Source organism: Kosakonia oryzae, from assembly GCF_001658025.2.
Lineage (GTDB): Bacteria > Pseudomonadota > Gammaproteobacteria > Enterobacterales > Enterobacteriaceae > Kosakonia > Kosakonia oryzae.
This window is the reverse complement of sequence record NZ_CP014007.2, coordinates 568,710-595,158: the sequence shown is the minus strand read 5'-3', so window position 1 is coordinate 595,158 and position 26,449 is coordinate 568,710. Positions and strand designations below refer to the sequence as shown.

Below are 26,449 nucleotides of genomic sequence, written 5' to 3'. Positions count from 1 at the left end.
ACCGGAGGAAGACGTGAAAGAGATTATTGCCCGCCATAAAGCGGGGGAGCACCTCGGTATCTGTTCTGTTTGCTCAGCGCACCCGCTGGTCATTGAAGCCGCGTTGCGCTTTGATTTATCGACCGACGCGAAAGTATTGATCGAAGCAACCTCGAACCAGGTCAATCAGTTTGGCGGCTATACCGGCATGAAACCCGCCGATTTCCGCGACTTTGTCTACCGCATCGCCGATGAGGTCGGCTTTCCACGGGAGCGGCTAATCCTTGGCGGCGATCACCTTGGGCCTAACTGCTGGCAAAACGAAGACGCCACCGCCGCGATGGAAAAATCCGTCGAGCTGATCAAAGCCTATGTGGCTGCCGGTTTCAGCAAAATCCATCTGGATGCATCGATGTCCTGCGCCGACGATCCGGTTCCGCTGGAACCGCATGTTGTCGCCGAACGCGCCGCACGTCTGTGCCAGGCGGCGGAAGAAACCGCCAGCGACGCGCTGAAAAAAAACCTGACCTACGTGATAGGTACTGAAGTTCCGGTTCCCGGCGGCGAAACCAGCAGTATCAATACGGTTCACGTTACGCGCGTCGAAGATGCTGCTCGCACGCTGGAAACGCACCGTGTCGCTTTCCATGCATTAGGGCTGGATGACGCGATGAACCGCGTTATTGCTATCGTCGTGCAGCCAGGCGTTGAATTCGATCATACCCAGGTGATCCACTATCAGCCGCAGGCGGCAGAAGCGCTTTCCGGCTGGATCCGCCAGACGCCGATGGTCTACGAAGCGCACTCCACTGATTACCAGTCCCGCCAGTCTTACCGCGCACTGGTACGCGACCACTTCGCCATTCTGAAAGTGGGCCCCGCGCTGACCTTTGCGCTGCGCGAAGCCATTTTTGCGCTGGCGCAGATGGAAAACGAACTGATTGCGCCGGAAAACCGCAGCCGCGTACTGGAGGTGATTGATGAAGTCATGCTTAACGAACCGGATTACTGGAAAAAGTACTACCGTCCAACCTGGAGCCAGTCGATGGTGGATATCCACTTTAGCCTTTCGGATCGTATTCGCTACTACTGGCCGCACCCGCGCATTCGCCAGAGCGTTGGGAAACTGCTGGCGAATCTCAGCGACACAACGCTGCCGTTAGGGCTGATTAGCCAGTATTTACCCGTACAACTGGAACGTGCGTCGCTAAATGAGATCGCCGCAACGCCGCACAGCCTGATCATTGACAAAATACAGGATGTATTGCGCGCCTATCGCTATGGATGCGCCCCTGAAATTGCCTGATGACTGGAGAATGTATGAGCCAACTGTTTGTCCGTACCGGAATTGAATTTACCTCGCGCCAGCATGTGCTGACGCATATTGGCGAGGAGATGCTGGCGCAGGGCGTCGTGCATGAAAGCTATCCGGCAGCACTCCTGGCGCGCGAAGCGATTTACCCGACCGGCATTGCCCTTGAACACCATGCGGTGGCCATCCCGCACTGCGAGGCAGTACATGCTAAGTCCCCGGCACTGTATCTGATCCGCCCGGATAAACCGGTTTATTTTCAACAAGCTGACGATGATGCCGAAATCGCCGTCTCGCTGATTATCGCCCTGATTGTGGAAAACCCGGCCGAGCAATTGAAGTTGTTACGACGTCTTTTTAGTGAGCTGCAAAACCCGAACACGCTGGAGGCGCTGCTGGGTACGCCTGCCGATAACCTGGCGACGCTTTTTCGGGACACGATCCTGGAGCCTGAGAAGTGCGAGCAGGCTTAATAACATACTGATAATAAAAGGAGTACCCTATGAAACGTAAAGTAATTGTCGCCTGCGGCGGTGCGGTCGCCACCTCCACCATGGCAGCGGAAGAGATCAAAGAACTCTGCGCCGACCACCAGATCGAACTCGACCTCGTGCAGTGCCGGGTGAATGAAATTGAAACCTATATGGATGGCGCAGATCTGATCTGCACCACCGCGAGAGTCGATCGTACCTTTGGCGATATTCCTGTTTTGCACGGCATGCCTTTCGTCTCCGGCGTGGGCATTGACGCGCTGCAACAAAAAATCCTGACGATCCTCAGGGGGTAACGCGATGTTTAGCGAAATTATGCGTTATATCCTCGATTTAGGTCCTACCGTCATGCTGCCGGTGGTGATCATCATCTTCTCGAAATTGCTGGGGATGAAGCTCGGGGATTGCTTTAAATCGGGCCTGCACATCGGGATTGGCTTTGTCGGTATTGGGCTGGTGATTGGCCTGATGCTGGACTCCATCGGCCCGGCGGCAAAAGCAATGGCTGAACATTTCCAGATTAACCTGCATGTGATTGATGTCGGCTGGCCTGGCTCGTCACCGATGACCTGGGCGTCACAGATCGCGCTGGTCGCCATCCCGGTCGCGATTGCTGTGAATATCCTGATGCTGGTCACCCGCATGACGCGCGTGGTGAACGTCGATATCTGGAATATCTGGCACATGACCTTTACCGGCGCCATGCTGCACCTCGCTACTGGCTCTTACTGGATCGGCATACTCGGCGTCGTGGCGCATGCGGCGTTCGTCTTCAAGCTGGGCGACTGGTTTGCAAAGGACACGCGGGATTTCTTTGGGCTGGAAGGGATTGCCATCCCGCACGGTACCTCTGCTTACCTCGGCCCCATTGCCGTACTGGTTGATACGATTGTCGAAAAAATCCCCGGCCTGAATCGCATTCACTTTAGCGCCGACGATATTCAGAAACGCTTTGGCCCGTTTGGCGAGCCAGTCACCGTAGGGTTTGTGATGGGGATTGTCATTGGTCTGCTGGCAGGCTACGACCTGAAAGGCGTACTGCAACTGGCGGTAAAAACGGCCGCCGTGATGCTGCTGATGCCGCGCGTCATCAAACCGATTATGGATGGGCTAACGCCTATCGCGAAACAGGCGCGTAAACGGCTACAGGCTAAATTTGGCAGCCAGGAATTCCTGATTGGCCTCGACCCGGCGCTACTGCTTGGCCACACCTCAGTGGTCTCCGCCAGTTTGATCTTTATTCCGCTAACCATTTTGATTGCGGTGCTGGTGCCGGGTAACCAGGTACTGCCTTTCGGCGACCTGGCAACCATCGGGTTCTTTGTAGCGATGGCGGTTGCGGTACATCAGGGCAACCTGTTCCGCACGCTGATCTCCGGCATCATTATCATGAGCATCACGCTGTGGGTCGCCACGCAAACCATCGGCCTGCATACGCAGCTTGCCGCCAACGCAGGCGCGCTGAAAGCGGGCGGTCTGGTGGCATCAATGGACCAGGGCGGTTCGCCGTTCACCTGGCTGCTTATTCAGCTTTTCACCTGGCAAAACGCGGTGGGTTTTGTGGTGATCGCTGTCATTTATCTGGCCGGTGTGCTGCTGACCTGGCGCAGAGCACGCAACTTCAGAGCGGCCGAAAAAGCCTCGCTCGCCGCACAAAGCCAGACCGTATCCTGATCCCCGGGGAGCCCCGCTCCCCCTTTGTTGTTCCTGGAGAGTGTTATGAAATCAGTGGTTATCCATGCTGAGGGCCACGTCTGCGTTGAAGAACGTCCGGAACCTCAGTTGCAGCACGATGATGATGTCAAAGTCAGGGTAGTCAGTTCCGGACTGTGCGGTTCTGACATCCCGCGTATCTTTGCCGGCGGTGCGCATTTTTATCCGATTACCCTGGGACATGAATTCAGCGGTTATGTTGAAACCTGCGGCAAGGCAATCAACGATTTACACGCCGGAGATGCGGTGGCATGCGTGCCGTTGTTGCCCTGCTTTGATTGCGCGGAGTGCCGCCGCGAGTACTTCTCCTTGTGCAAGCGCTACCAGTTTGTCGGCTCGCGCAGCGACGGCGGTAATGCCGAATACATCGTGGTGAAACGGGCGAATCTGATCGCGTTGCCGAAGGAAATGGCGATTGAAGATGGCGCATTTATTGAACCTATCACCGTCGGCCTGCACGCTTTCCACCTTGCTGGCGGTTGTGAAAACAAAAATGTGATCATTGTCGGTGCCGGTACCATTGGCCTGCTGGCCATGCAGTGCGCACGGGCGCTTGGCGCCAAAAGCGTTACCGCTATCGATATCAACCCCGACAAGCTACAACTGGCCAGCGAACTCGGCGCAACCTACACCTTCAATAGTCACGAGCAGGATATGAGCGTGATTGCCGCAGGCCTGGAAGAGGCGCGTTTCGACCAGTTGGTGCTGGAAACAGCAGGAACGCCGCAAACCGTCTCACTGGCAATCGAAATCGCCGGGCCGCGCGCACAACTGGCATTGATCGGTACCCTGCATCACGACCTGACGTTAACCGCGCCCGTGTTCGGCCAAATTCTGCGCAAAGAAATGACCCTGATTGGCAGTTGGATGAACTACTCCGGCCCGTGGCCGGGCGAAGAGTGGACAACGGCTACACGCCTGCTGACAGAGAAAAAGCTGATGCTGGAGCCGTTGATCGCCCATCGCGGTGATCCGGACAGTTACGCCCGTGCAGTACAGAACCTTAACGGTGCGCCAATGCAGGGCAAAATCCTGTTACGGCTCGATTAAGCGAGAGAGCCAGCAACCTGCGCTGGCTCACATTTCCTTTCGAAAGTTAGCGTTCAACTTTCACAATCCTTCGATTACACTAGAGGAAGTTACTTATCAGGCAAAATTAATATGAACTCATTTGAACGAAGGAATAAGATCGTCGAACTGGTTAACTCACAGGGAAGTGTGCTGGTGATTGACCTTTCGAACAACTTTGGCATTTCTGAAGTCACCATCCGCGCAGATCTGCGTCTGCTGGAAGAGAAAGGCCTGGTAACACGCTTCCACGGCGGCGCCGCAAAACCCGGCGCAACGATGCTGGATAACGAAAATCAGGAAGTGGTGCTGGAAGAACGCTACCGGCTGGCGAGCGATCCGAAAAAACGTATCGCCCAGGCCGCCGCCAGCATGATCGAAGAGGGTATGACGGTGATCCTCGACAGCGGCAGCACCACCATGCTGATTGCTGAGGCCCTGACGAAAAGAACCAACATTACCGTTATTACTAACAGCCTTCCTGCCGCATTTGCCCTGTCGGAAAACAAAGACATCACCCTTGTGGTTTGCGGCGGTACCGTACGGCATAAAACGCACTCCATGCACGGCACTATTGCCGAACGCTCTTTGCAGGGCATCAGCGCAGATTTAATGTTCGTCGGTGCGGATGGCATTGATGCGACGAACGGCATCACCACCTTTAATGAAGGCTACTCCATTAGCAGCGTGATGGCCGCCGCCGCGCATAAAGTCGTGGCAGTCGTGGATGCCAGCAAATTCAATCGTCGCGGTTTTAATCAGGTGCTGCCGATGGAGAAAATCGATGTGGTGATCACCGATGACAGCATCAGCGACAAGGACAGAGCCGCGTTTCGCAAAATGGAGAAGGAACTGGCGGTAGTGTAAAAAGCGGGTCTACGGCGCTGCGATCGCTGATGCGGCTTTTCAGCGCCTGTATTGCTCGGGTTATTGCTGATCCAGCGCGTACTTGTACAACGCGTTTTTCTTCACGCCGTGGATCTCCGCCGCAAGGGCTGCGGCTTTCTTCAGCGGCAGTTCAGCCTGCAACAACGCCAGCGTACGCAGCGCATCGGCGGGTAACTCATCTTCCTGCGCTTTATGGCCTTCGACAATCAGCACCATCTCGCCTTTACGGCGGTTTTCATCCTCTTTCACCCATGCCAGCAGTTCGCCTACTGGCGCGCCCTGAATGGTTTCCCAGGTTTTGGTCAGCTCGCGGGCCAGCACAACATAACGGCTCTCGCCCCACACTGCGACCATATCTTCCAGACTTTCCAGTAAACGGTGGGTGGATTCATAGAAAATCAGCGTGCGGCTTTCCGTTTCCAGCGCTTTTAACGTATCGCGACGCCCTTTCGATTTGGCAGGCAGAAACCCTTCGTAACAAAAACGATCCGACGGTAATCCCGCAGCGCTCAACGCGGCAATCGCAGCGCACGGGCCAGGCAAAGGTACAACGCGGATGCCCGCTTCACGGCAGGTGCGCACCAGATGATAACCCGGATCGTTGATCAGCGGCGTTCCGGCATCCGAGACCAGCGCAATGTTCTGTCCCTCTTTCAGCTTTGCCACCAGCGTTTCCGCTTTCTGCTGCTCGTTATGGTCATGCAGGGCGAACAGGCGGGCATTAATAGCAAAGTGTTGCAGCAATAAACCGGTGTGGCGGGTATCTTCCGCCGCAATTAAATCAACGGCCTGCAACACGTTGAGGGCGCGTTGCGTAATATCAGCCAAATTCCCAATGGGAGTAGGTACAATATAAAGCTGACCCTGAGAATTCTCCGCCGATTCGTGTTGTTTCATTGTTTCATCCGTATTGCCGATTTAATATTGAGCATTGCGTAAAAATTATCACTGGATACAGTATGCTACCGTCAAGATTTCTACGTTCGAAAGCCACGCGCTGCGTGCCTGTGGTGCTGGCCGCCCTGCTGTTTGCAGGCTGCGGTACCCAGTCGACAGACCAGAGCACCACGCATCTGCAAGGCGCGGCGCAAGCCGATTCTGGCTATTACCTGCAGCAGATGCAGCAAAGCACAGATGATAGCAAGACCAACTGGCAATTACTCGCCATTCGTGCACTGCTTAAAGAGGGCAAAACCCAGCAGGCAAGCGAACTCTTCAGCCAGCTACCGCAGAATCTGAACGACAATCAGCGTAAAGAATATTCTCTGCTCGCCGCCGAAATGAAACTGGTGCAGAAAGATTTCGCCGGCGCACAGGCGCTGCTGAGTAAGATCGATCCGGCCGATCTGGAGCAAAATCAACAGGCGCGTTACTGGCAGTTAGGGATTGAAGCCGCGCAAGGCAAGCCATCCCTGACATTGCTGCGCGCGCTGATTGCCCAGGAGCCGCTGTTAACGAAACCCGAAGAGAAGCAGAAAAATATCGATGCCACCTGGCAGGCGCTGGCTTCGATGACGCAGGATCAAGCCAGAGCGCTGGTGATCAACGCCGATGAAGTCACCTTGCAGGGCTGGCTCGATCTGCAACGCGTCTGGTTTGATAACCGCAACGATCCCAACATGCTGAAAGCGGGCATTACCGACTGGCAAACCCGCTACCCGCAAAACCCGGCGGCGAAAATGCTGCCGACCCAACTGTCGAATCTGCAAAACTTCAAACCGGCATCGGCCAATAAAATCGCGCTGCTGCTGCCATTAAATGGCCAGGCCGCTGTTTTTGGCCGGGCGATTCAGCAGGGGTTTGAAGCCGCTAAAAACGGTGTTTCCACCGTTTCCGGCCCGGCTGTTCCGCAGCAGGTGGCGCAGGCGGCGAATGCTGCGGTGGTTAGCCCATCGCAGACCAGCGTCAGCGATTTAACCAGCGCCGCCGCGCCGGATGCACAGCAGGTGCAGGCACCGGATAGCGCCGCGCAGAGCGAAACCGACACCCAATCCAACACCACAGCAGAGCAGAATCCCGCAGCGGTAACGCCGCCTCAATCTGCTGATGCCAATGCGACGCAGCCGGTTGCCGCGCCGGCCGTGGCCGGTACGCCAGCAAACCCGGGCGCTGAACTGAAAATTTACGATACCAGCGCACAACCGATGGATCAGATCCTCAACCAGGTACAGCAAGATGGCGCGAGTATCGTGGTCGGCCCGCTGCTGAAAAACAATGTTGAAGAGCTGATGCGTAGCCACACTACGCTGAACGTACTGGCGCTCAACCAGCCGGAAAACGTCGAAAACCGCGCAAATATCTGCTACTTCGCGCTCTCGCCGGAAGATGAAGCACACGATGCCGCGCGTCATATCCATGAACAGGGCCGTCATGCGCCGCTGCTGCTGGTGCCGCGCAGCAATCTGGGCGAACGAATCAGTAAAGCCTTTGCCGAAGAGTGGCTGAAACTCGGCGGCGGCGTGGTTCTGGAACAGAAATTTGGCTCTACCGCTGAATTGCGAATGGGCCTGAATGGTGGTTCCGGTATTGCCATGACTGGCAGCCCGGTGGTTGCCAGCCTGCCGCAACAGCAGGGCGTGACTATTGGCGGCCTGAATATTCCGGCTCCGCCGACCGACGCGCAAATCAGCGGTAGCGGCAGCGTGGATTCCGTTTATATCGTGGCAACGCAGGATGAGATCGCGCTGATTAAACCGATGATTACCCTGCGCACCGGTAGCCAAAGCAATGTGATGCTGTACGCCAGCTCGCGCAGCGCACAGGGCGGTGCAGGCCCCGATTTCCGTCTGGAGATGGAAGGCCTGCAATTTAACGAAATCCCGATGCTGGCAGGCGCGAATCCATCGTTAATGCAGCAGGCGCTGAAGAGCGTTAACAATGATTATTCACTGGCGCGCCTGTATGCCATGGGCGCAGATGCCTGGTCGCTGGCGAACAACTTCTCGCAGATGCGTCAGGTTCCGGGGTTTGAACTGAACGGAAATACCGGTGATTTAACCGCCACCCAGGATTGCGTGATCAACAGGAAGTTGTCATGGCTCAAATACCAGCAGGGGCAGATCGTCCCGGCCAGTTAACCCGTAAACAGACCGGCGACGCGTGGGAAGCCAAAGCGCGTCGCTGGCTGGAAAGCAAAGGACTGCATTTTTTAGCCGCCAATGTGCGCGAGCGCGGCGGCGAAATCGATCTGATAATGCGGCACAAAACTACCACCGTTTTTATTGAAGTGCGCTATCGCAGATCGTCACGTTTTGGCGGCGCTGCGAGCAGTATCACACGCGCGAAACAAGCCAGGCTTCTGCAAACAGCCCGTTTATGGCTCGCCCGGCACAATGGGAGTTTTGATACTGTGGATTGCCGGTTTGATGTGGTAGCCTGCACCGAAAATGACGTTGAGTGGATACAAAACGCCTTTAACGACCACTCATAATTACAAAATGATAGGGATTACTGTGCTCGAACGAATTAAAGTCTGCTTTACGGAAAGCATTCAAACCCAAATTGCGGCGGCGGAAGCGTTACCTGATGCCATTTCCCGCGCAGCCATGACGATGGTTCACTCCCTGCTTAACGGCAACAAAATCCTCTGTTGTGGCAACGGCACTTCTGCCGCCAATGCACAGCATTTTGCTGCCAGCATGATCAACCGTTTTGAAACAGAACGTCCCAGTTTACCTGCCATTGCACTTAATACCGATAATGTGGTCTTAACCGCGATAGCAAATGATCGTCTGCATGATGAGATTTACGCCAAGCAGGTTCGCGCGCTCGGCCACAGCGGGGATATCCTGCTGGCCATTTCCACGCGCGGCAACAGCCGCGATATCGTTAAAGCCGTGGAAGCGGCGGTAACGCGTGATATGTCCATCATAGCGCTGACCGGCTACGACGGTGGTGAGCTGGCGGGTCTGCTGGGGCCACAGGATGTCGAAATCCGTATTCCTTCCCATCGCAGCGCACGCATCCAGGAAATGCACATGCTGACAGTGAATTGCTTATGCGATCTGATTGATAACACGCTTTTTCCTCACCAGGATGATTAAGGAGTACACATGAAGGCATTCACGCCCCTCGCAGTCCTTATTTCCGCGCTGCTGTTACAAGGTTGTGTTGGCGCAGTCGTGGTCGGTTCTGCAGCCGTTGGCACTAAAGCCGCAACGGATCCGCGAACCGTTGGCACCCAGGTGGATGACAGCACGCTGGAACTGCGCGTCAACAGCGCGTTGTCCAAAGATGAGCAGCTTAAAAAAGAAGCGCGTATCAACGTTACCGCGTATCAGGGGAAAGTTCTGCTGACCGGGCAGGCCCCGAATACCGAACTCTCTTCCAGAGCGAAACAGATTGCCGTAGGCGTTGAGGGCGCAACCGAAGTATTCAACGAAATTCGCCAGGGCCAGCCGATCGGCCTCGGTACGGCGTCTTCCGACACCTGGATCACCACCAAAGTCCGCTCGCAGTTGTTGGGCAGCGATCAGGTGAAATCCTCTAATGTGAAAGTGACCACCGAAAATGGCGAAGTGTTCCTGATGGGTCTGGTCACTCAGCGTGAAGGCCAGGCAGCGGCAGATATCGCCAGCCGAGTCGGCGGTGTGAAACACGTAACGACGGCATTTACCCTGCTGAAATAACAGAAAAGCCCGGCCAATTTGCCGGGCTTTTTTTTGCTCTGTCAAACCTCAGAACAACGCAATAGCGCCAGTGACCGCCCCGCACAGCGCCACCAGCCCACCGGTCAGCCACAACGCTTTTAACGGAAACGATTTACGCAGCATGATCAGCGACGGCAGGCTTACCGCTGGCAGCGTAATCAACAGCGCCAGCGCTGGCGCCATTCCCATACCCGCCAGCATCATGGTCTGCACAATCGGGATCTCGGCGGCCGTCGGGATCACAAACAGGCAGCCGACAATCGCCATCGCAATCACCCACAACAGCGTGTTATCGATCGCGCCATCCGCATGCGGGAATAACCAGACGCGCGCAGCGCCCAGTACCAGAACAGCGAGAATATAGACCGGAATGGTGCTCCAGAAGAGTTGCCATAAGGCTTTGCCCCAGCGCGCCATAAAGCTGCCCTGCGGCTCCGTAAGCGTAATATCCACCGCTTCCGCCTGCTGCGGGCTCTCTTTGACCAACGCCTGTACCAGTAAAGCAACACCCAGCACCGTCACCAGACCCGCGACGAGACGGATTGCGGCAAAATGCCAGCCAAGAACAAAGCCCATAAACACCAGCGTAGCCGGGTTAAGCAGCGGGTTGCCCATCCAGAATGCCAGCGCGCCGCCCATTGAGACGCGCTGACGGCGCATACCTGCCGCCACCGGTGCGGCACAGCAGGTGCACATCATGCCAGGCAGAGAAAACAGCGTACCAAACAGCGTGCCGCTAAAGCGTTTTTGCCCCAGCGTACGCAGTAGCCAGTCGCGCGGGATCAATACCTGAATCAGCGAACCCAGCACTACGCCCAGTACGGCCGCTTTCCAGACGGCAAGAAAATAGACCAACGCATAATCCCATGCCGCCTGAATCGGGCTGGAAGCGGCCTGTGCAAGAATAGATTTACCGATGCTGTGCGTCTCGGCAGCAGTGAAGGCTTTACCGTAATAAGGCTGCCATTTCACGTACCAAAGACCAACGATAACCACAAGAAAGAACAGCGCGGGTTTCCACCACTGAAGAGGTGTTGCCGCCTGAGGTGAAGACTGACCAGTCATAACATTCCCCGGGGAAATAGGTGATAAGCCGGGGAATAGTACGCCGGGAAAACTATTTTGCCAATTGCGAGCCTGCAGCAATCGCGCGTAACTGCGCGGAAGCGACAACCTCGACGCGATTTTCCGCGGGCGTGAAGGACAATGTCAGCAACGCGCGGGCGACATCCTGTGCGCGGATCGACTTCCAGTTGCCCGGCAGCAAACGAAACAGCGGTGCGAGCAGAGATTCACTGGAGCGCGGCTTTTCGCGCTCCCCCAGCAGCATCGACGGACGGGCAATCACCAGCCGGGGCCACTCCTGCGCGATGAGCGCTTTTTCCATTTCACCTTTTACCCGGTTATAGAAAAACGGTGAACGCGCGTTTGCGCCCAGCGAGCTGACCACCAGCATCTGCCTGGCACCAAGCCGCAGCCCGGTTAATGCCGTATCGACCACCAGCGTATAATCCGCAAGCACGAAAGCCTCTTCGCTCCCCGCTTCGCGCCGCGTGGTGCCAAGGCAGCAAAAAACCGTATCCACCGCGCCATTCACCTGCGCCAGCGCATCGCTTAACTGCGGATCATGTGGATTTTCAACATCGGGAAATCCCGACAACGGACGGCGCGTTGGCGCTACGATCGTGCCAATCCGCGCGTCTTTGCTCAGCAATCGCAGCAGATGTCCGCCAACCAGGCCCGTTGCGCCCGTAATCATTACGCGTGGCATTTACTCTCCTTTTGCAGATGAATCTGCCTTGCAATACCCGCCAGCTAAACCAGGCTTAGTAGTCTGATGGGTTATCAGTATGGATAACAACGAACGCTGAAGCCAAAACAACGGAGGAATTATGAGCAAGAAAATTGCAGTCTTGATCACCGACGAGTTTGAAGATTCAGAATTCACCTCTCCGGCACAGGAATTTCGTCAAGCCGGCCATGAGGTAATCACCATAGAGAAGCAAGCGGGGAAAACCATCCACGGCAAACAAGGCGAAGCGGAAGTGGTGATTGATAAAGCCATTGATGAAGTGCGGCCAGCGGATTTTGACGCCCTGCTGCTACCGGGCGGCCACTCACCCGATCATTTGCGCGGCGACGAACGGTTTGTCACCTTCACCCGCGATTTTATCAGCAGTGGTAAGCCCGTCTTCGCCATTTGTCACGGCCCGCAGTTGCTGATCAGCGCGGACGCCATCCGCGGGCGTAAGCTGACAGCGGTGAAACCTATTGTCGTCGATGTGAAAAACGCCGGGGGCGAGTTCTATGACCAGGAAGTGGTGATCGATAAAGATCAACTGGTGACCAGCCGCACCCCCGAAGATTTGCCTGCGTTTAACCGCGAGGCGTTGCGCTTACTGGGTGCCTGAGTCGCGGATCCAGTGTAATTTTTTACCAAAACCCAGCGTGTTGTCAGTGAATTTCAATTCGTGAAGGCGAATCTCCCACATAGGGGCTGACAACATGCGCGCAACAGGAAAGCGACGGTTGTACTGCGCACGCGGTGCCTCGCTTTCCTCCCCTTCCAGACGACGGATCTCCCCGGTAAATTGCACGCCGCGAATCAGCGCCACGGTTTTCGGCTGACCGTTGACGGTTCCCGCCACCTTCGCCTGAAGCCCGGTCATCTGTGAGTGACGCGTGTGATCTTCACTGAGAATGTAAAACGCCACTTTTTGCGCATCGTAAACGTAAAACGCATTCGCACACCACAATTCGCCCCGGTTCGCCACGCACCAACTGACAACATGCTGTTTCGCCAGCCAGCGGTTAATGGCTGCAAGCGTCTCCATTTTTTCTCTTCCTCGTGTTATTTTTTCGTTCACATTAACACAATGAATAATGTCATGACGCTCTGGTTTCTTTATCTTATCCGCACCGCCGACAACATGCTGTATACCGGCATTACCACCGATGTGGCGCGTCGCTTTACGCAGCATCAAAATGGCAAAGGGGCAAAAGCGCTGCGGGGAAAAGGCGCGCTGGCGCTGGTTTTTTCAGCTCAGGTGGGAGAAAGATCGCTGGCGTTACGGCTGGAGTACCGCATCAAGCAGTTAACCAAACGCCAGAAAGAGCGCCTCGTCGCCGGAGATGGCACATTCGAGGCGCTACGGGAAAGCCTGCAAGCAGCAGCTGTTAAAGGCGATCGAAGTGATCGCTGTATTCCACCTGGCCATTGACGCCATTCAGCGCATCATCAGCAAGAGGGTGAACTAAAAACGCCTCATCCGTTTGCGGCCAGCGGCAACGCAGATCGTACTGCGAGGCTTTTTTAAACCCCAGACGGCCATAGAACGCCGGATCGCCCAACGTGACGACTGCGGCATAACCAAACTCATTCAGCGAATCCAGCCCTTCATAGACAAGCTGGCGCGCAATGCCCTGGCCGCGATACTGCTCATCGACCGCCAGCGGCGCAAGCCCGACCCATTGCAGCTCTTCACCGGCAACCGTGACCGGGCTAAAGGCCACATAGCCCACAACCTGACCTTCATCATCGGTTGCGACAAATCCCAGCGTGATCAAACCGTCCTCACGCAGATTGTGCACCAGCATGGCTTCGCCTTCACCACCAAAACTACGACGCAATAACGCGTCGATACCGGGTGCATCAATGGGAATTTCAACTCTAATCAGCATGGCTCACCTACAGAAGGTTGTGTCGTTGCAGGCGGCGCTTGCAGGCCGGCCTCAACAAATTCCGCCAGTTGCAGCAGCATCACCCGCAGGGGTTTTGGCATCTGCTCCAGTTCAATGGCGTCCATCAGATTTTTTACGTACAGCCCGAGCTCCGTATCGCCTTCAATCGCCAGCCGACGCTGGAAAAAGAGCGTGTCCGGATCCTGCTTGCGTGCGGCAATCATCAGCAAATCGCTGGCGTCCGCGCTGAAGCTGACATCGGCATCAGCTGACTCACGCACAATCAACTGACCATTATCAACAGAGGTATACCACGTCAGACCGATATCCCGTACCTGAATACTTAACCAGCGACCTTCGAGAAACTCAAGCTCTCCGTCCGCCAGCGCCTGCTGGAATTGCCATCGCAGCACCTGCTCCAGCACCTGACGCTTGATGGCGAAAGGCGTGAGCTTAACCGGAACACTTAATAATGCCGGGCCGAAGTGAACAAGACGTGAGCGCAATGATTCCAACACGGGCTTAACTCCCAGAAATGATAATTGCGGCTATTTTGCCATATTCCCGTCACAGCATAGCGGCGCAAATCAACAATCCGGCAATAAATAGACGGCAGTTATGGCTCCATCAATACGCATTTAACTGCCTTAAATCAAAAATTGTCGCCAGCAGGTTAACTAAAATCCCAGTTCGTTAACAATTTGGCGACCCTGCGGGGTACGTCCGGGCCTTCTGGCCCGCTGATTGCAGGATACACTATGGAGTTGCTCTGCCCTGCCGGAAACCTTCCGGCATTGAAGGCGGCTATCGAAAACGGCGCCGACGCGGTTTATATCGGGCTGAAAGATGATACGAACGCCCGCCATTTTGCCGGACTCAACTTTACGGAGAAAAAACTCCAGGAGGCGGTGAGTTTTGTTCATCAGCACCGCCGCAAACTGCATATCGCCATTAATACTTTTGCTCACCCGGATGGCTACCAGCGCTGGGAGCGGGCCGTGGATATGGCCGCACAGATGGGTGCCGATGCGCTGATCCTTGCCGATCTGGCGATGCTGGAATACGCCGCCGAGCGTTATCCGCATATTGAGCGTCATGTATCCGTGCAGGCCTCCGCCACTAACGAAGAAGCCATCCGCTTTTACCACCGTCACTTTGATGTCGCACGCGTGGTACTGCCGCGCGTTTTATCCATTCATCAGGTGAAACAACTGGCGCGTGCAACGCCCGTTCCGCTGGAGGTCTTCGCTTTCGGCAGCCTGTGCATTATGGCCGAAGGCCGTTGCTACCTCTCCTCCTATCTCACCGGTGAATCGCCCAATACCGTCGGCGCCTGTTCGCCCGCGCGTTTTGTCCGCTGGCAGCAAACACCGCAAGGGCTGGAATCCCGTTTGAATGACGTGCTGATCGACCGCTATCAGGAGGGTGAAAACGCGGGTTATCCCACGCTGTGCAAAGGGCGTTATCTGGTGGATGGCGAGCGTTATCATGCGCTGGAAGAGCCCACCAGCCTGAATACGCTGGAGCTGTTGCCGGAATTGTTGGCAGCCAATATCGCCTCGGTAAAAATCGAAGGCCGCCAGCGCAGCCCGGCGTATGTCAGCCAGGTGGCGAAGGTGTGGCGTCAGGCTATTGATCGTTGCATGGCCGCGCCGCAGGGCTTTGTCCCGCAATCCGCATGGATGGAGACGTTAGGAGCCATGTCGGAAGGCACACAAACCACGCTCGGCGCATATCACCGTAAATGGCAGTAGGTAGACAATGAAATATTCATTAGGGCCGGTCCTTTATTACTGGCCAAAAGAGACGCTGGAAGATTTTTACCGCCAGGCTGCCAGCAGCAGCGCTGATGTGATTTATCTTGGCGAGGCGGTGTGCAGCAAGCGTCGCGCGACCAAAGTGGGCGACTGGCTGGAGATGGCAAAAACGCTCGCCAGTAGCGGCAAACAGGTCGTGCTCTCCACGCTGGCGCTGGTGCAAGCCTCCTCAGAATTAAACGAACTGAAGCGCTATGTTGATAACGGCGAATTTCTGCTGGAAGCCAGCGATTTAGGCGTAGTGAACATGTGCGCTGACCGTAAATTGCCTTTCGTCGCCGGGCACGCCCTTAACTGCTATAACGCCGTGACGCTGCGTCTGCTGCTCAAACAAGGCATGGTGCGCTGGTGCATGCCGGTCGAGCTTTCCCGGGACTGGCTGGTCAATCTGCTCGAACAGTGCGAAACGCTGGGCATTCGTCGGCAGTTCGAGGTAGAAGTGTTGAGCTACGGCCATCTGCCGCTGGCATATTCCGCCCGCTGCTTTACCGCGCGCTCGGAAGACAGACCGAAAGATGAGTGCGAAACCTGCTGCATTAAATACCCGAACGGACGCAGCATGGTGTCGCAGGAGAACCAGCAAGTGTTTGTTCTCAATGGCATCCAGACGATGAGCGGCTATGTCTATAACCTCGGCAATGAACTGGTTTCGATGAAAGATGTTGTCGATATCGTGCGTCTGTCGCCGATGGGACCGGAAACGTTCGCCATGCTGGACGCGTTTAAAGCGAATGAAACGGGCAACGCGCCGCTGCCGCTCACGTCTCACAGCGACTGTAATGGCTACTGGCGCAGGTTGCCTGGCTTGCAGTTAGAACTTTAATAAAGCTCACTTTGTTAACAGCTTTCAGCAAAGGTTAATGCACTATAAAAGTTGCAGCTTTTCTGGCCTGTCCCGCTACTCTGGGCCAGGCTGGAAGAAGACCTTCAATCTGATGACGATGCTGTAGCAAAGTGAGTTTCTATGTCTGAGAAAACAATTCCCTTTTCGGTGCTGGATCTCGCGCCGATCCCACAAGGCTCCTCTGCCCGCGAGGCGTTTACCCATTCGCTGGATCTGGCGAAATTGGCTGAGAAGCGTGGCTATCACCGTTACTGGCTGGCGGAACACCACAATATGACAGGCATCGCCAGCGCCGCGACGTCGGTGCTGATTGGCTATCTTGCCGCCAATACGCAAACCCTGCACCTGGGTTCCGGCGGCGTGATGCTGCCGAACCACTCGCCGCTGGTGATTGCCGAGCAGTTTGGCACGCTAAATACACTCTATCCGGGACGCATCGATCTGGGTCTCGGCCGCGCACCAGGCAGCGATCAGCGCACCATGATGGCGTTACGTCGCCATATGAGCGGCGATATTGATAACTTCCCGCGCGATGTAGCCGAACTGGTGGACTGGTTTGACGCCCGCGATCCGAACCCGCATGTCCGTCCTGTGCCGGGTTACGGCGAGCAGATCCCGGTCTGGTTGCTGGGTTCCAGCCTGTACAGTGCGCAACTGGCCGCACAACTCGGCCTGCCGTTTGCTTTTGCCTCGCACTTTGCGCCGGATATGTTGTTCCAGGCGCTGCATCTCTATCGCACGAATTTCAAACCTTCCGCGCGGCTGGAGAAACCTTATGCAATGGTGTGCATCAACATTGTTGTCGCCGACAGCAACCGCGATGCGGAATTCCTCTTTACCTCCATGCAGCAGGCATTTGTGAAACTGCGCCGGGGTGAAACGGCGCAGTTGCCGCCGCCAATCGCCAATATGGATCAGTTCTGGTCACCGTCGGAGCAGTATGGCGTACAGCAGGCGCTGAGCATGTCGCTGGTCGGGGATAAAGCGAAGGTGCGCCACGGGCTGGAGTCGATCCTGCGGGAAACCGACGCGGATGAAATCATGGTTAATGGGCAAATTTTCGATCACCAGGCACGGCTCTACTCGTTTGAGCTGGCGATGCAGGTGAAAGAAGCACTGCTCGGATAGTTTTTGTCTGTGCCGGATAGCGGTTTGCACCTTATCCGGCCCGGTGGCTTTGCAGGCCGGGTAAGCGCAACGCCACCCGGCCTGAAATTACTGATAAACCGGCAGCAGATTGAAGCTGGAAAGCAGGTGTACTACGGCGTTACCGATGCCAAACAGCAGAATCAGGATAATCATTGGCTTGCCGCCCCAGACGCGAAACGCCGGGCTGCCAAAGCGTTTACGTGACGCATTCGCCAGCAGCGCAGGAACAATCGCCGCCCAAATCGTTGCCGCCAGCCCCGCATAACCAATGGCATACAGAAAACCATTCGGCCACAGTAAACCACCGACAATCGGCGGTACAAACGTCAGCAAAGCCGTTTTGAAGCGCCCAGCCGGTGAATCGTCAAACCCAAACAGATCCGCCAGATAATCGAACAGCCCCAAAGTCACGCCCAGGAATGAGCTGGCAACTGCAAAGTTGGAGAAAATCACTAACAGCAGATCCAGGCTACGGCTATTCAACACGCCGCTGAGCGCCTGCACCAGCACATCAATGTTGCCGCCCTTCGCAGCGATCTCAATAAATGCCGGACGCGGGATATTGCCCATCGTCACCAGCAGCCAGACAACATACAGCCCCAACGCCAGTAACGTGCCGTAGACCAGGCAACGGGTGATAGTGCGCGGATCTTTGCCGTAGTATTTCATCAGGCTTGGAACGTTGCCGTGATAGCCAAATGAGGCAAGGCAAAACGGCAGCGTCATCAGCAAATAGGGCGTATAGGATGCGTCGCTTTGCGCCACATTAAACAATGTCGCGGGCTGCACGTGCCCGAGCAGGCTGCCAAAGGTGAGGAAAAACGTGATCACTTTCGCCCCAAGCACGATCGCCGTCATGCGGCTGACTGCGTGCGTGGAGAGCCAAACGATAAAAGCAACGCCTAACGCAAAGCACAATCCCGCCAGACGCGGCGACACGTTCAGCGACATTTCGGCAAAAGTATGATGCAGAATGGAGCCGCTCGCCGAAATGTAAGCGTAAGTCAGAATATAAAGCACGAAGGCAATCGAGACGCCATTCACCAGATTCCAGCCTTTTCCCAGCAAATCTTTGGTGATGGTGTCGAAACTTGCCCCGCTGCGATAGTTAAGGTTGGCCTCAAGAATCATCAACCCCGAGTGCAGCATGCAGAACCAGGTAAACAGCAGTGCCAGCAGTGACCAAAAGAACCACGCGCCGGACATCACTACGGGCAACGAGAACATGCCTGCGCCAATGATGGTGCCGCCGATAATTACCACCCCGCCGAACAGCGAAGGGGAAGCCTGTGTGGTTGTCAGTGTCGACATCTGAAATATTCTCCTGTGGATTCAAAGCCTGGATTCAGGCCGCTGCATTGTACCAGTACAAGAGTACATTGCAGATAAAAAAAACCCCGATCGTTTTGACCGGGGCTGTATCTTTTTCTTTACAGATCGTAAGGAAAATTATGCGTCGTTGCGACGACGGCTGGTGCTTTCGTCACGATCGCGGCGCGGAGCACGACGTTCGCCACCAAAACTACGGCCTTCCTGACGCTCACCGCTGAAACGACGGCCTTCGCTACGACCGCCTTCACGACGTTCGCCACCAAAACCACCACGGCGCTCACCGCCACCGCGACGTTCGTTACGCTCGCGCGGCTGAGCATCGCCCAGCAACTGCATATTCATCGGTTTGTTGAGAATACGCGTACGCGTGAAGTGCTGCAGAACTTCACCCGGCATACCTTTCGGCAGCTCGATAGTAGAGTGAGAACCAAACAGCTTGATGTTACCGATGTAACGGCTGCTGATATCGCCTTCGTTAGCAATCGCGCCAACGATATGACGTACTTCAACACCGTCATCACGGCCCACTTCAATGCGGTACAGTTCCATGTCGCCAACATCACGACGTTCACGACGCGGGCGATCTTCACCACCGCGCTCGGAACGCTCGCCGCGCGGGCCACGGTCGTTGCGATCGCCACGGCGTTCGAAACGGTCATCACGTTCGCGGAATTCGCGACGCGGACGCATTGGCGCATCCGGTGGCAGAATCAGCGGACGCTCGCCCTGTGCCATTTTCAGCAATGCAGCGGCCAGCGTTTCAATGTCCATCTCTTCTTCGGAAGAAGGCTGGATTTTTGCCAGCAGCGCGCGGTATTGATCCAGATCGCTGCTTTCCAGCTGCTGCTGTACTTTCGCGGCGAATTTTTCCAGACGGCGTTTGCCCAGCAGTTCTGCGTTCGGCAGCTCGACTTCCGGAATGGTCAGCTTCATGGTGCGTTCAATGTTGCGCAGCAGACGGCGCTCGCGGTTCTCAACGAACAGCAGTGCACGGCCAGCGCGACCCGCACGACCGGTACGGCCGATACGGTGAACGTAGGATTCAGAATCCATCGGAATGTCGTAGTTAACGACCAGGCTGATACGCTCAACGTCCAGACCACGCGCCGCAACGTCGGTAGCGATCAGGATATCAAGACGACCATCTTTCAGGCGTTCCAGAGTCTGCTCACGCAGCGCCTGGTTCATGTCGCCGTTCAGCGCGGCGCTGTTATAACCGTTGCGCTCCAGGGCTTCAGCCACTTCCAGCGTCGCGTTTTTGGTACGAACGAAGATGATCGCCGCATCAAAATCTTCCGCTTCGAGGAAACGAACCAGCGCTTCGTTTTTACGCATGCCGTACACCGTCCAGTAGCTCTGGCTGATGTCCGGGCGAGTAGTTACGCTGGACTGAATGCGCACTTCCTGCGGCTCTTTCATAAAGCGGCGGGTAATGCGACGGATCGCTTCCGGCATGGTTGCAGAGAACAGCGCGGTCTGATGACCTTCCGGGATCTGCGCCATAATCGTTTCAACGTCTTCGATAAAGCCCATGCGCAGCATTTCGTCGGCTTCATCCAGAACCAGACCGCTCAGTTTAGAGAGATCCAGCGTACCGCGTTTCAGGTGATCCAGCAGACGCCCCGGCGTACCGACGACGATCTGCGGCCCCTGGCGCAGGGCGCGTAATTGCACGTCATAACGCTGGCCGCCGTACAGGGCAACAACGTTTACGCCATGCATATGTTTAGAAAAATCGGTCATTGCTTCAGCTACCTGAACCGCCAGTTCGCGGGTCGGAGCAAGCACAAGGATCTGCGGCGCACGCAGGTCCGGATCGATGTTATGGAGCAGCGGAAGAGAAAACGCTGCGGTTTTACCGCTACCAGTCTGGGCCATGCCCAGTACGTCACGACCAGACAGCAGGTGCGGAATGCACTCAGCCTGGATCGGAGATGGTTTTTCGTAACCGAGATCGTTCAGGGCTTCAAGGATAGGAGCCTTCAGGCCCAGATCTGCAAAAGTGGTTTCGAATTCAGCCATGTAGTACAAGTGCCTCTATGTCATTGGCGGCCAGTCTACATAACTCATCGTGAAAATGATTAGCAATTTTCATTGAAAAGTGTGAACCGGCTCAAAGTAGGTTGATTAACGAACAATGAAGCCCTCACCCGTGAAGATGATGGCAATCAAAAGAGATTACGGGCTGATATGTTCGTCAGCTATTGCTGGTCCGATTCTGCCAGGTCATCGTGCTCCTGGCCCAAGAGCGCTAATTCCAACAATGCGTAACGGTGCTCAACAAAATTATGGACGTTGTTGGCAACCGTTAGTTTGAACAGTGCCGTGGCGCTGTCCTTATCCCCCAGACTTAGGTAATACTTACCTAAATAGAAGTTGGTTTCACTGAGATGCTCAGCGAGCGAGGTGTTATCCGTTGCGTCTGCCTTCAGGCGATCCATTAGCGTTGCTTCGCTAATGTCACCGAGGTAGAACTCGACAATATTCCATCCCCATTGTTCCTTGTCCGATTTCTCGAAGCGCTGTTTCAGTGCTTCTTTTGCCTGCTTCTCATTAAGCTTTCGCTCAACGATGTAAAGCCACAGGCTGCGGAAAGGATCATTAGGATCGTCTTGATAAAACGCCAGCAGATCATCTTGCGCTAACTTATCGCGACCGCCGTAATACAATGCGATCCCGCGATTTAAGTGCGCGTAGTTGTAAGTTGGATCAAGCTCAAGTACAGAATCAAACGCTTCATAGGCAGCATCAAAATTGCCTGCCTGCGTTAAATAAATGCCTAAGTAGTTGAATACTTCAGGCATATCCGGTCGAATTGCCAGCGCTTGTGAGAAATCATTCCGCGCTAAGGCCCTCAGACCGAGACTATCATACAACACTCCGCGCTCATATAAAAGCTGTGCGCGTTCGTCATCGGTTAAAGCCCGACTGGCAAGAATTTGTTCCATGCGTGCCAGAATCACTTCTTGCTGCAAAGTCGGTTGCAATGGCACCGCGAGGACTTCGCTCTTACGCCAGGCAGAGTTGCTGCATCCTGCCAGCGTTAAAGCTGTCGCAACGAAACACCAGCGCAAAAAAGGCTTCATTTCCCACTCCCGAAGACAACAATTGGATGAACGTCCTGTCCCCCGGCTGCAAACATGGCGTCCTGCCTGCGAATAAACCCTCCGCCTGATGGCGGAGGGCAAAGGCAACCTTACTCGCCCTGCTCTGCTTGTGGCGCTTCTAACGCTTCAGCTGGCTGAGTTTGTTCAGTCGCTTCTTTGATACTCAGACGAATACGGCCCTGGCGATCAACCTCCAGAACTTTCACCGGAACTTCCTGGCCCATCTGCAGATAATCGGTCACTTTCTCAACGCGCTTATCAGCGATCTGAGAGATGTGTACCAGACCTTCTTTACCGCCGCCGATGGCAACAAACGCGCCAAAGTCAACGATACGGGTCACTTTACCAGTGTAGATACGGCCCACTTCGATCTCAGCGGTGATTTCTTCGATACGGCGAATAGCGAATTTCGCTTTTTCACCATCGGTGGCCGCGATTTTCACGGTACCGTCGTCTTCGATTTCAATAGTAGTGCCCGTTTCTTCGGTCAATGCACGGATAACAGAACCGCCTTTACCGATAACGTCTTTGATTTTGTCCGGGTTGATCTTGATGGTGTGGATACGCGGTGCAAATTCAGAGATATCACCACGCGGCGCATTAATCGCCTGTTCCATCACGCTCAGGATATGCAGACGTGCGCCTTTCGCCTGGTTCAGCGCAACCTGCATGATCTCTTTGGTGATACCTTCAATTTTAATATCCATCTGCAGCGCAGAGATACCGTCGCGGGAACCCGCCACTTTGAAGTCCATATCGCCCAGGTGATCTTCATCGCCAAGGATGTCAGACAGAACAACAAAGTTGTCGCCTTCTTTCACCAGACCCATTGCGATACCTGCAACGGCTGCTTTCACCGGCACGCCCGCATCCATCAGCGCCAGAGAAGCGCCACACACGGAAGCCATGGAAGAAGAACCGTTGGATTCGGTGATTTCAGAAACCACACGAACGGTGTACGGGAATTTTTCTGCATCCGGCATCACAGCCAGCACGCCACGTTTTGCCAGACGACCGTGACCGATCTCACGACGCTTCGGCGAACCGACCATCCCGGTTTCCCCTACGGAGTACGGAGGGAAGTTATAGTGGAACAGGAAAGAGTCAGTACGCTCGCCCATCAGTTCGTCGATGATCTGAGCATCACGCGCAGTACCCAGCGTTGCCGTTACCAGCGCCTGAGTTTCACCACGGGTGAACAGTGCAGAACCGTGAGTACGCGGCAGAACACCGGTACGAACGTCCAGACCACGGATCATATCTTTTTCGCGGCCATCGATGCGCGGTTCGCCAGCCAGTACGCGGCTACGAACAACATTTTTCTCGATAGCGTGCAGGATTTCGCCCAGCTCGTTAGCGTCCAGCGTTTCGTCTTCGGCAGTCAGCGTCGCGATAGTTTCAGATTTGATCACATCAACCTGAGCATAACGTTCCTGTTTGTCGGTGATGCGGTATGCATCGCTCAGACGAGATTCTGCCAGCGCGGCAACGCGTGCATTCAGCGCTTCGTTTACCGCTTCCGGCTGCCAGTCCCAACGCGGTTTGCCGGCTTCTTTCACCAGTTCGTTGATGTTCTGGATAACGACTTGCTGCTGTTCGTGGCCAAATACCACAGCACCCAGCATTTGATCTTCGCTCAGCAGTTCTGCTTCGGATTCCACCATCAGAACAGCCGCTTCAGTACCGGCAACAACCAGATCCAGCTTGCTCGCTTTCAGCTCTTCCTGGGTCGGGTTCAGCACGTACTGGTCGTTGATGTAGCCCACGCGAGCGGCGCCAATCGGACCATTGAACGGAATACCGGACAGAGACAGGGCTGCGGAAGCACCGATCATCGCGACGATATCCGGGTTAACCTGCGGGTTAACGGAAACGACGGTGGCAATAACCTGAACTTCATTAACGAAGCCTTCCGGGAACAACGGGCGAACCGGGCGGTCAATCAGACGCGCAATCAGGGTTTCACCTTCGCTCGGACGGCCTTCACGACGGAAGAAACCACCGGGGATTTTACCAGCAGCGTAGGTACGCTCCTGATAGTTAACGGTCAACGGGAAAAAGTCCTGACCTGGTTTCGCTTTTTTCTGGCCAACTACGGTCACAAATACCGCGGTGTCATCCATGCTTACCATTACGGCAGCGGTGGCCTGACGAGCCATCATGCCGGTTTCCAGCGTAACGGTATGTTGACCGTACTGGAATTTACGAACGATCGGATTCAGCAAAATTCTGTCCTTTCTTAATGAATGTCAGCACACCAAAGGCGTGCTGACAATTAAACCGAATCTTCATGCATCCTCGCGACTAATGACAACCCTGACCCGCCCCATTGCGGATAAAGCCTCTCATTAGCCGCGCGAACCTCTGCAGTGAAGACATACATGGCAACAATACATTAGTTTACTGCCAATTGCTGCCGCCTGGTTGAAAAAAGGGGCCATAAAGGCCCCTTCTTGAAACTCGCCAGACTTAGCGACGCAGACCCAGACGCTCGATCAGCGCGGTGTAACGTGCAACGTCTTTACGTTTCAGATAGTCAAGCAGTTTACGACGGCGAGAAACCATGCCCAGCAGACCACGACGACTGTGGTGATCTTTTTTGTGCTCTGCAAAGTGGCTCTGCAGGTGGTTGATCTGTGCAGTCAACAGAGCAATCTGAACATCGGTAGAACCGGTGTCGTTTGCATCACGACCAAACTCAGAAACGATTTTAGCTGTAGCTTCAGTACTTAGAGACATTTTAAAACTCCAAAGTATTTATAAATGAAAGGATGCCGATCTCTAATTCAGCACCCCAGGGTTTAACGCCGGGCAATGTTAAATACATGGCCCAACGTTAAGCGGCAATATTCTACTCGTAGTGACAGGTTCTCGCAAGGTAAGTCCGTTATACAGCAGGATACTCTACAACCAGACGACGCGGCGCCACACGCGCATCATCGTCTATTTCGCCCATACCGATAAATTTACCTTCATCACCTTCCGTCACGCGTACCAGCCCCTCTTTTGGCGCGGCTGATGCGCGTACTGGCTGACCGTTTTTGAAATACGCGGCCACGACAGAAGGAATATTGACGACGGGAAAATCGGATGCCGGGCTGTCCATTGGCATCAACAGCGGATCCAGTAGCTGTGCCGCCGGAATATTCTGCTGCTCAGCCTGGGCCACCAGCTCGTGCAAGTGCTCCAGAGTGACCATCCTCTCAACCGGGTATTTGCTCACCGCCAGACGACGCAGGTAGATAACATGCGCGCCACAACCCAGCTTCTCACCCAGATCGTCAATAATGGTGCGAATGTAAGTCCCTTTAGAGCAGTGGATTTCCAGCTCCAGCTCATTACCTTCATGACGAATAAATATCAGTTCATAAACGGTAATAGGCCGGGCTTCACGCGGCACTTCAATACCCTGGCGCGCATACTCGTAGAGTTTCTTTCCCTGATACTTCAGCGCGGAATACATTGACGGCACTTGCTGCGTATCGCCACGGAAACTCTCCAGCGCCGCAGCCAATTGCTCGTCGGTAAAGGTTACCGGGCGCTCTTCGACAATTTGACCGTCCGCATCAGAAGTATCAGTTCGCTGGCCCAGCCGCGCAATGACCCGATAGCGTTTATCAGAATCCAGCAGATACTGGGAAAACTTTGTTGCTTCGCCCAGACAAATCGGCAACATACCGGTCGCCAGCGGATCCAACGCCCCGGTATGTCCGGCACGGTTAGCATTGTAGAGGCGTTTGACCTTTTGCAGCACATCATTGCTCGAGGCGCCCTGCTGTTTATCAAGCAGCAACACGCCATGCACGTCGCGACCACGACGACGAGGACGACTCATCAGTCCTCCTTGCTGTCGTCCGGATTCACACGACGTTCGTCATCGTGCTTCACCACGCTGGTCACCAGGTTGGACATACGCATCCCTTCCACCAGCGAATTGTCGTAGAAGAAGGTCAGTTCCGGCACGATACGCAGACGCATAGCTTTACCCACCAGGGTACGAATAAAACCGGAAGCGTCCTGTAGCGCTTTGATGCCCGCTTTAACAGAAGCTTCATCTTTATCGTTAAGGAAGGTGACAAACACTTTGGCATAAGCCAGATCGCGGGAAACTTCAACACCGGATACGGTAGTCATCATCCCCAGTCGCGGATCTTTGATTTCACGCTGCAGGATAATCGCAATTTCTTTTTGCAGTTCCTGGGCTACGCGCTGCGGGCGACCAAATTCTTTCGCCATAATAATTCTCCAGACTAAAAAGGGGCCGTAGCCCCTTTTGATATTCTGCCGGGTGGCGCTTAGCTTACCCGGCCTACAATATTTGTATCCACGATGAACGCGGGTTGCAGCCGGGCGGCAAATCCGAGCCCCCACTCTGTAGGGGCTACGCATGCCACCAACGCAGCAGACCGAAAGGCGATG

General features: G+C 55.1%; 29 protein-coding genes. 15 read left to right on the top strand and 14 right to left on the bottom strand.

What is annotated here, in order from left to right; translation table 11 throughout:
* Nucleotides 1-13: 13 nt before the first annotated feature.
* From gatZ to AWR26_RS02860, 6 genes are all read left to right on the top strand, one after another.
* On the top strand, nt 14-1,285 hold the full coding sequence (gene gatZ / locus AWR26_RS02885) for a tagatose-bisphosphate aldolase subunit GatZ (protein ID WP_064563438.1): 1,272 nt from the start codon (nt 14-16) through the stop codon (nt 1,283-1,285).
* 14 nt (nt 1,286-1,299) lie between these two features.
* Nucleotides 1,300-1,764, top strand: a complete 465-nt coding sequence (gatA, locus tag AWR26_RS02880) for a PTS galactitol transporter subunit IIA (RefSeq protein ID WP_064563436.1) — start codon at nt 1,300-1,302, stop codon at nt 1,762-1,764.
* A 29-nt stretch (nt 1,765-1,793) separates the two neighbouring features.
* Nucleotides 1,794-2,078: a PTS galactitol transporter subunit IIB gene (gene gatB / locus AWR26_RS02875; protein WP_064563434.1), complete on the top strand. Its 285-nt coding sequence runs from the start codon at nt 1,794-1,796 to the stop codon at nt 2,076-2,078.
* Nucleotides 2,079-2,082: 4 nt separating this feature from the next.
* A complete protein-coding gene (locus AWR26_RS02870; RefSeq protein ID WP_064563432.1) occupies nt 2,083-3,456 on the top strand; it encodes a galactitol-specific PTS transporter subunit IIC in 1,374 nt (457 codons plus the stop codon).
* Between the two features lie 45 nt (nt 3,457-3,501).
* Entirely contained in the window at nt 3,502-4,545 is a 1,044-nt protein-coding gene (gene gatD, locus AWR26_RS02865; protein WP_064563430.1) for a galactitol-1-phosphate 5-dehydrogenase, read from the top strand.
* A gap of 111 nt (nt 4,546-4,656) precedes the next feature.
* Complete coding sequence (locus tag AWR26_RS02860) at nt 4,657-5,430, top strand: DeoR/GlpR family DNA-binding transcription regulator (RefSeq protein ID WP_064563427.1); 774 nt, start codon at nt 4,657-4,659, stop codon at nt 5,428-5,430.
* Nucleotides 5,431-5,490: 60 nt separating this feature from the next.
* On the opposite strand, the gene rsmI is transcribed toward AWR26_RS02860, so the two are convergent.
* Nucleotides 5,491-6,348 (bottom strand): 16S rRNA (cytidine(1402)-2'-O)-methyltransferase, encoded by an 858-nt coding sequence (rsmI, locus tag AWR26_RS02855; protein ID WP_007369950.1) that lies wholly within the window; start codon nt 6,346-6,348, stop codon nt 5,491-5,493.
* 62 nt (nt 6,349-6,410) lie between these two features.
* Here rsmI and AWR26_RS02850 point away from each other — a divergent pair, with 62 nt between their 5' ends.
* From AWR26_RS02850 to dolP, 4 genes are read left to right on the top strand one after another with little or no spacing between them, the layout of a single operon-like run.
* Complete coding sequence (locus AWR26_RS02850) at nt 6,411-8,528, top strand: penicillin-binding protein activator (protein ID WP_064563425.1); 2,118 nt, start codon at nt 6,411-6,413, stop codon at nt 8,526-8,528.
* Nucleotides 8,486-8,881: a YraN family protein gene (locus AWR26_RS02845; protein ID WP_064563423.1), complete on the top strand. Its 396-nt coding sequence runs from the start codon at nt 8,486-8,488 to the stop codon at nt 8,879-8,881. The genes AWR26_RS02850 and AWR26_RS02845 overlap by 43 nt, the downstream gene beginning before the upstream one ends.
* Nucleotides 8,882-8,903: 22 nt before the next feature.
* Entirely contained in the window at nt 8,904-9,494 is a 591-nt protein-coding gene (gene diaA, locus AWR26_RS02840; RefSeq protein WP_043956418.1) for a DnaA initiator-associating protein DiaA, read from the top strand.
* 9 nt (nt 9,495-9,503) lie between these two features.
* Entirely contained in the window at nt 9,504-10,079 is a 576-nt protein-coding gene (gene dolP / locus AWR26_RS02835) for a division/outer membrane stress-associated lipid-binding lipoprotein (RefSeq protein ID WP_064563421.1), read from the top strand.
* Nucleotides 10,080-10,127: 48 nt separating this feature from the next.
* On the opposite strand, the gene AWR26_RS02830 is transcribed toward dolP, so the two are convergent.
* Together AWR26_RS02830 and AWR26_RS02825 are read right to left on the bottom strand one after the other, a co-directional pair.
* Nucleotides 10,128-11,165, bottom strand: coding sequence for a permease (locus tag AWR26_RS02830; protein ID WP_064563419.1), 1,038 nt, complete (start codon nt 11,163-11,165; stop codon nt 10,128-10,130).
* 52 nt (nt 11,166-11,217) lie between these two features.
* On the bottom strand, nt 11,218-11,871 hold the full coding sequence (locus AWR26_RS02825; protein ID WP_064563417.1) for a Rossmann-fold NAD(P)-binding domain-containing protein: 654 nt from the start codon (nt 11,869-11,871) through the stop codon (nt 11,218-11,220).
* A 121-nt stretch (nt 11,872-11,992) separates the two neighbouring features.
* Between AWR26_RS02825 and AWR26_RS02820 the strand changes: the two genes are divergently transcribed.
* Nucleotides 11,993-12,511 (top strand): type 1 glutamine amidotransferase domain-containing protein, encoded by a 519-nt coding sequence (locus AWR26_RS02820; RefSeq protein WP_064563415.1) that lies wholly within the window; start codon nt 11,993-11,995, stop codon nt 12,509-12,511.
* Here the strand turns inward: AWR26_RS02820 and AWR26_RS02815 are convergent.
* Entirely contained in the window at nt 12,497-12,934 is a 438-nt protein-coding gene (locus AWR26_RS02815) for a YhbP family protein (RefSeq protein WP_064563413.1), read from the bottom strand. The two genes, AWR26_RS02820 and AWR26_RS02815, sit on opposite strands and share 15 nt — an antisense overlap.
* 54 nt (nt 12,935-12,988) lie before the next feature.
* Between AWR26_RS02815 and AWR26_RS02810 the strand changes: the two genes are divergently transcribed.
* Nucleotides 12,989-13,321 carry a GIY-YIG nuclease family protein gene (locus tag AWR26_RS02810; protein ID WP_064563411.1) on the top strand — a complete coding sequence of 111 codons (333 nt, stop codon included), beginning with the start codon at nt 12,989-12,991 and terminating at the stop codon, nt 13,319-13,321.
* Here AWR26_RS02810 and AWR26_RS02805 read toward each other — a convergent pair.
* Both AWR26_RS02805 and ubiT read right to left on the bottom strand, forming a co-directional pair.
* On the bottom strand, nt 13,278-13,781 hold the full coding sequence (locus tag AWR26_RS02805) for a GNAT family N-acetyltransferase (protein WP_064563409.1): 504 nt from the start codon (nt 13,779-13,781) through the stop codon (nt 13,278-13,280). The genes AWR26_RS02810 and AWR26_RS02805 overlap by 44 nt on opposite strands.
* On the bottom strand, nt 13,775-14,299 hold the full coding sequence (ubiT, locus tag AWR26_RS02800) for a ubiquinone anaerobic biosynthesis accessory factor UbiT (RefSeq protein ID WP_064563407.1): 525 nt from the start codon (nt 14,297-14,299) through the stop codon (nt 13,775-13,777). Before ubiT ends, AWR26_RS02805 begins: the two co-directional genes overlap by 7 nt.
* A gap of 240 nt (nt 14,300-14,539) precedes the next feature.
* Between ubiT and ubiU the strand changes: the two genes are divergently transcribed.
* The 3 genes from ubiU to AWR26_RS02785 all read left to right on the top strand — a co-directional run bounded on the left by ubiU (nt 14,540) and on the right by AWR26_RS02785 (nt 17,570).
* Nucleotides 14,540-15,535, top strand: a complete 996-nt coding sequence (gene ubiU, locus AWR26_RS02795) for a ubiquinone anaerobic biosynthesis protein UbiU (RefSeq protein WP_064563405.1) — start codon at nt 14,540-14,542, stop codon at nt 15,533-15,535.
* 7 nt (nt 15,536-15,542) lie between these two features.
* Nucleotides 15,543-16,421 (top strand): U32 family peptidase, encoded by an 879-nt coding sequence (locus AWR26_RS02790; protein WP_064563403.1) that lies wholly within the window; start codon nt 15,543-15,545, stop codon nt 16,419-16,421.
* Nucleotides 16,422-16,562: 141 nt separating this feature from the next.
* Nucleotides 16,563-17,570, top strand: coding sequence for a luciferase-like monooxygenase (locus AWR26_RS02785; protein WP_007369936.1), 1,008 nt, complete (start codon nt 16,563-16,565; stop codon nt 17,568-17,570).
* 87 nt (nt 17,571-17,657) lie between these two features.
* On the opposite strand, the gene mtr is transcribed toward AWR26_RS02785, so the two are convergent.
* The 8 genes from mtr to rbfA form a co-directional block, all read right to left on the bottom strand.
* Nucleotides 17,658-18,902: a tryptophan permease gene (gene mtr / locus AWR26_RS02780; protein ID WP_043956406.1), complete on the bottom strand. Its 1,245-nt coding sequence runs from the start codon at nt 18,900-18,902 to the stop codon at nt 17,658-17,660.
* 138 nt (nt 18,903-19,040) lie between these two features.
* Nucleotides 19,041-20,945: a DEAD/DEAH family ATP-dependent RNA helicase gene (locus AWR26_RS02775; RefSeq protein ID WP_043956405.1), complete on the bottom strand. Its 1,905-nt coding sequence runs from the start codon at nt 20,943-20,945 to the stop codon at nt 19,041-19,043.
* Entirely contained in the window at nt 20,938-21,018 is an 81-nt protein-coding gene (gene yrbN / locus AWR26_RS25880; RefSeq protein ID WP_107147034.1) for a protein YrbN, read from the bottom strand. Before yrbN ends, AWR26_RS02775 begins: the two co-directional genes overlap by 8 nt.
* A 106-nt stretch (nt 21,019-21,124) precedes the next feature.
* Entirely contained in the window at nt 21,125-22,009 is an 885-nt protein-coding gene (nlpI, locus tag AWR26_RS02765; protein WP_043956404.1) for a lipoprotein NlpI, read from the bottom strand.
* Nucleotides 22,010-22,119: 110 nt separating this feature from the next.
* Nucleotides 22,120-24,255 (bottom strand): polyribonucleotide nucleotidyltransferase, encoded by a 2,136-nt coding sequence (pnp, locus tag AWR26_RS02760; RefSeq protein ID WP_043956403.1) that lies wholly within the window; start codon nt 24,253-24,255, stop codon nt 22,120-22,122.
* 244 nt (nt 24,256-24,499) lie between these two features.
* On the bottom strand, nt 24,500-24,769 hold the full coding sequence (rpsO, locus tag AWR26_RS02755; protein ID WP_064563401.1) for a 30S ribosomal protein S15: 270 nt from the start codon (nt 24,767-24,769) through the stop codon (nt 24,500-24,502).
* 148 nt (nt 24,770-24,917) lie between these two features.
* On the bottom strand, nt 24,918-25,865 hold the full coding sequence (truB, locus tag AWR26_RS02750) for a tRNA pseudouridine(55) synthase TruB (protein WP_043956402.1): 948 nt from the start codon (nt 25,863-25,865) through the stop codon (nt 24,918-24,920).
* Nucleotides 25,865-26,266 carry a 30S ribosome-binding factor RbfA gene (gene rbfA / locus AWR26_RS02745; protein WP_064563399.1) on the bottom strand — a complete coding sequence of 134 codons (402 nt, stop codon included), beginning with the start codon at nt 26,264-26,266 and terminating at the stop codon, nt 25,865-25,867. Before rbfA ends, truB begins: the two co-directional genes overlap by 1 nt.
* Nucleotides 26,267-26,449 lie beyond the last annotated feature (183 nt).

What these genes read in the sequence shown, in the direction of transcription:
- ubiU (WP_064563405.1), top strand. Translation starts at nt 14,540, where the DNA reads ATGGAGTTGCTCTGCCCTGCCGGAAACCTTCCGGCATTGAAGGCGGCT.
- AWR26_RS02850 (WP_064563425.1), top strand. Translation starts at nt 6,411, where the DNA reads ATGCTACCGTCAAGATTTCTACGTTCGAAAGCCACGCGCTGCGTGCCT.
- dolP (WP_064563421.1), top strand. Translation starts at nt 9,504, where the DNA reads ATGAAGGCATTCACGCCCCTCGCAGTCCTTATTTCCGCGCTGCTGTTA.
- AWR26_RS02845 (WP_064563423.1), top strand. Translation starts at nt 8,486, where the DNA reads ATGGCTCAAATACCAGCAGGGGCAGATCGTCCCGGCCAGTTAACCCGT.
- rsmI (WP_007369950.1), bottom strand. Translation starts at nt 6,348, where the DNA reads ATGAAACAACACGAATCGGCGGAGAATTCTCAGGGTCAGCTTTATATT.
- AWR26_RS02830 (WP_064563419.1), bottom strand. Translation starts at nt 11,165, where the DNA reads ATGACTGGTCAGTCTTCACCTCAGGCGGCAACACCTCTTCAGTGGTGG.
- AWR26_RS02810 (WP_064563411.1), top strand. Translation starts at nt 12,989, where the DNA reads ATGACGCTCTGGTTTCTTTATCTTATCCGCACCGCCGACAACATGCTG.
- nlpI (WP_043956404.1), bottom strand. Translation starts at nt 22,009, where the DNA reads ATGAAGCCTTTTTTGCGCTGGTGTTTCGTTGCGACAGCTTTAACGCTG.
- rpsO (WP_064563401.1), bottom strand. Translation starts at nt 24,769, where the DNA reads ATGTCTCTAAGTACTGAAGCTACAGCTAAAATCGTTTCTGAGTTTGGT.
- AWR26_RS02790 (WP_064563403.1), top strand. Translation starts at nt 15,543, where the DNA reads ATGAAATATTCATTAGGGCCGGTCCTTTATTACTGGCCAAAAGAGACG.
- AWR26_RS02860 (WP_064563427.1), top strand. Translation starts at nt 4,657, where the DNA reads ATGAACTCATTTGAACGAAGGAATAAGATCGTCGAACTGGTTAACTCA.
- mtr (WP_043956406.1), bottom strand. Translation starts at nt 18,902, where the DNA reads ATGTCGACACTGACAACCACACAGGCTTCCCCTTCGCTGTTCGGCGGG.
- AWR26_RS02825 (WP_064563417.1), bottom strand. Translation starts at nt 11,871, where the DNA reads ATGCCACGCGTAATGATTACGGGCGCAACGGGCCTGGTTGGCGGACAT.
- AWR26_RS02870 (WP_064563432.1), top strand. Translation starts at nt 2,083, where the DNA reads ATGTTTAGCGAAATTATGCGTTATATCCTCGATTTAGGTCCTACCGTC.
- gatD (WP_064563430.1), top strand. Translation starts at nt 3,502, where the DNA reads ATGAAATCAGTGGTTATCCATGCTGAGGGCCACGTCTGCGTTGAAGAA.
- truB (WP_043956402.1), bottom strand. Translation starts at nt 25,865, where the DNA reads ATGAGTCGTCCTCGTCGTCGTGGTCGCGACGTGCATGGCGTGTTGCTG.
- AWR26_RS02815 (WP_064563413.1), bottom strand. Translation starts at nt 12,934, where the DNA reads ATGGAGACGCTTGCAGCCATTAACCGCTGGCTGGCGAAACAGCATGTT.
- rbfA (WP_064563399.1), bottom strand. Translation starts at nt 26,266, where the DNA reads ATGGCGAAAGAATTTGGTCGCCCGCAGCGCGTAGCCCAGGAACTGCAA.
- yrbN (WP_107147034.1), bottom strand. Translation starts at nt 21,018, where the DNA reads ATGAAAATTGCTAATCATTTTCACGATGAGTTATGTAGACTGGCCGCC.
- gatB (WP_064563434.1), top strand. Translation starts at nt 1,794, where the DNA reads ATGAAACGTAAAGTAATTGTCGCCTGCGGCGGTGCGGTCGCCACCTCC.
- AWR26_RS02805 (WP_064563409.1), bottom strand. Translation starts at nt 13,781, where the DNA reads ATGCTGATTAGAGTTGAAATTCCCATTGATGCACCCGGTATCGACGCG.
- AWR26_RS02820 (WP_064563415.1), top strand. Translation starts at nt 11,993, where the DNA reads ATGAGCAAGAAAATTGCAGTCTTGATCACCGACGAGTTTGAAGATTCA.
- gatA (WP_064563436.1), top strand. Translation starts at nt 1,300, where the DNA reads ATGAGCCAACTGTTTGTCCGTACCGGAATTGAATTTACCTCGCGCCAG.
- AWR26_RS02785 (WP_007369936.1), top strand. Translation starts at nt 16,563, where the DNA reads ATGTCTGAGAAAACAATTCCCTTTTCGGTGCTGGATCTCGCGCCGATC.
- AWR26_RS02775 (WP_043956405.1), bottom strand. Translation starts at nt 20,945, where the DNA reads ATGGCTGAATTCGAAACCACTTTTGCAGATCTGGGCCTGAAGGCTCCT.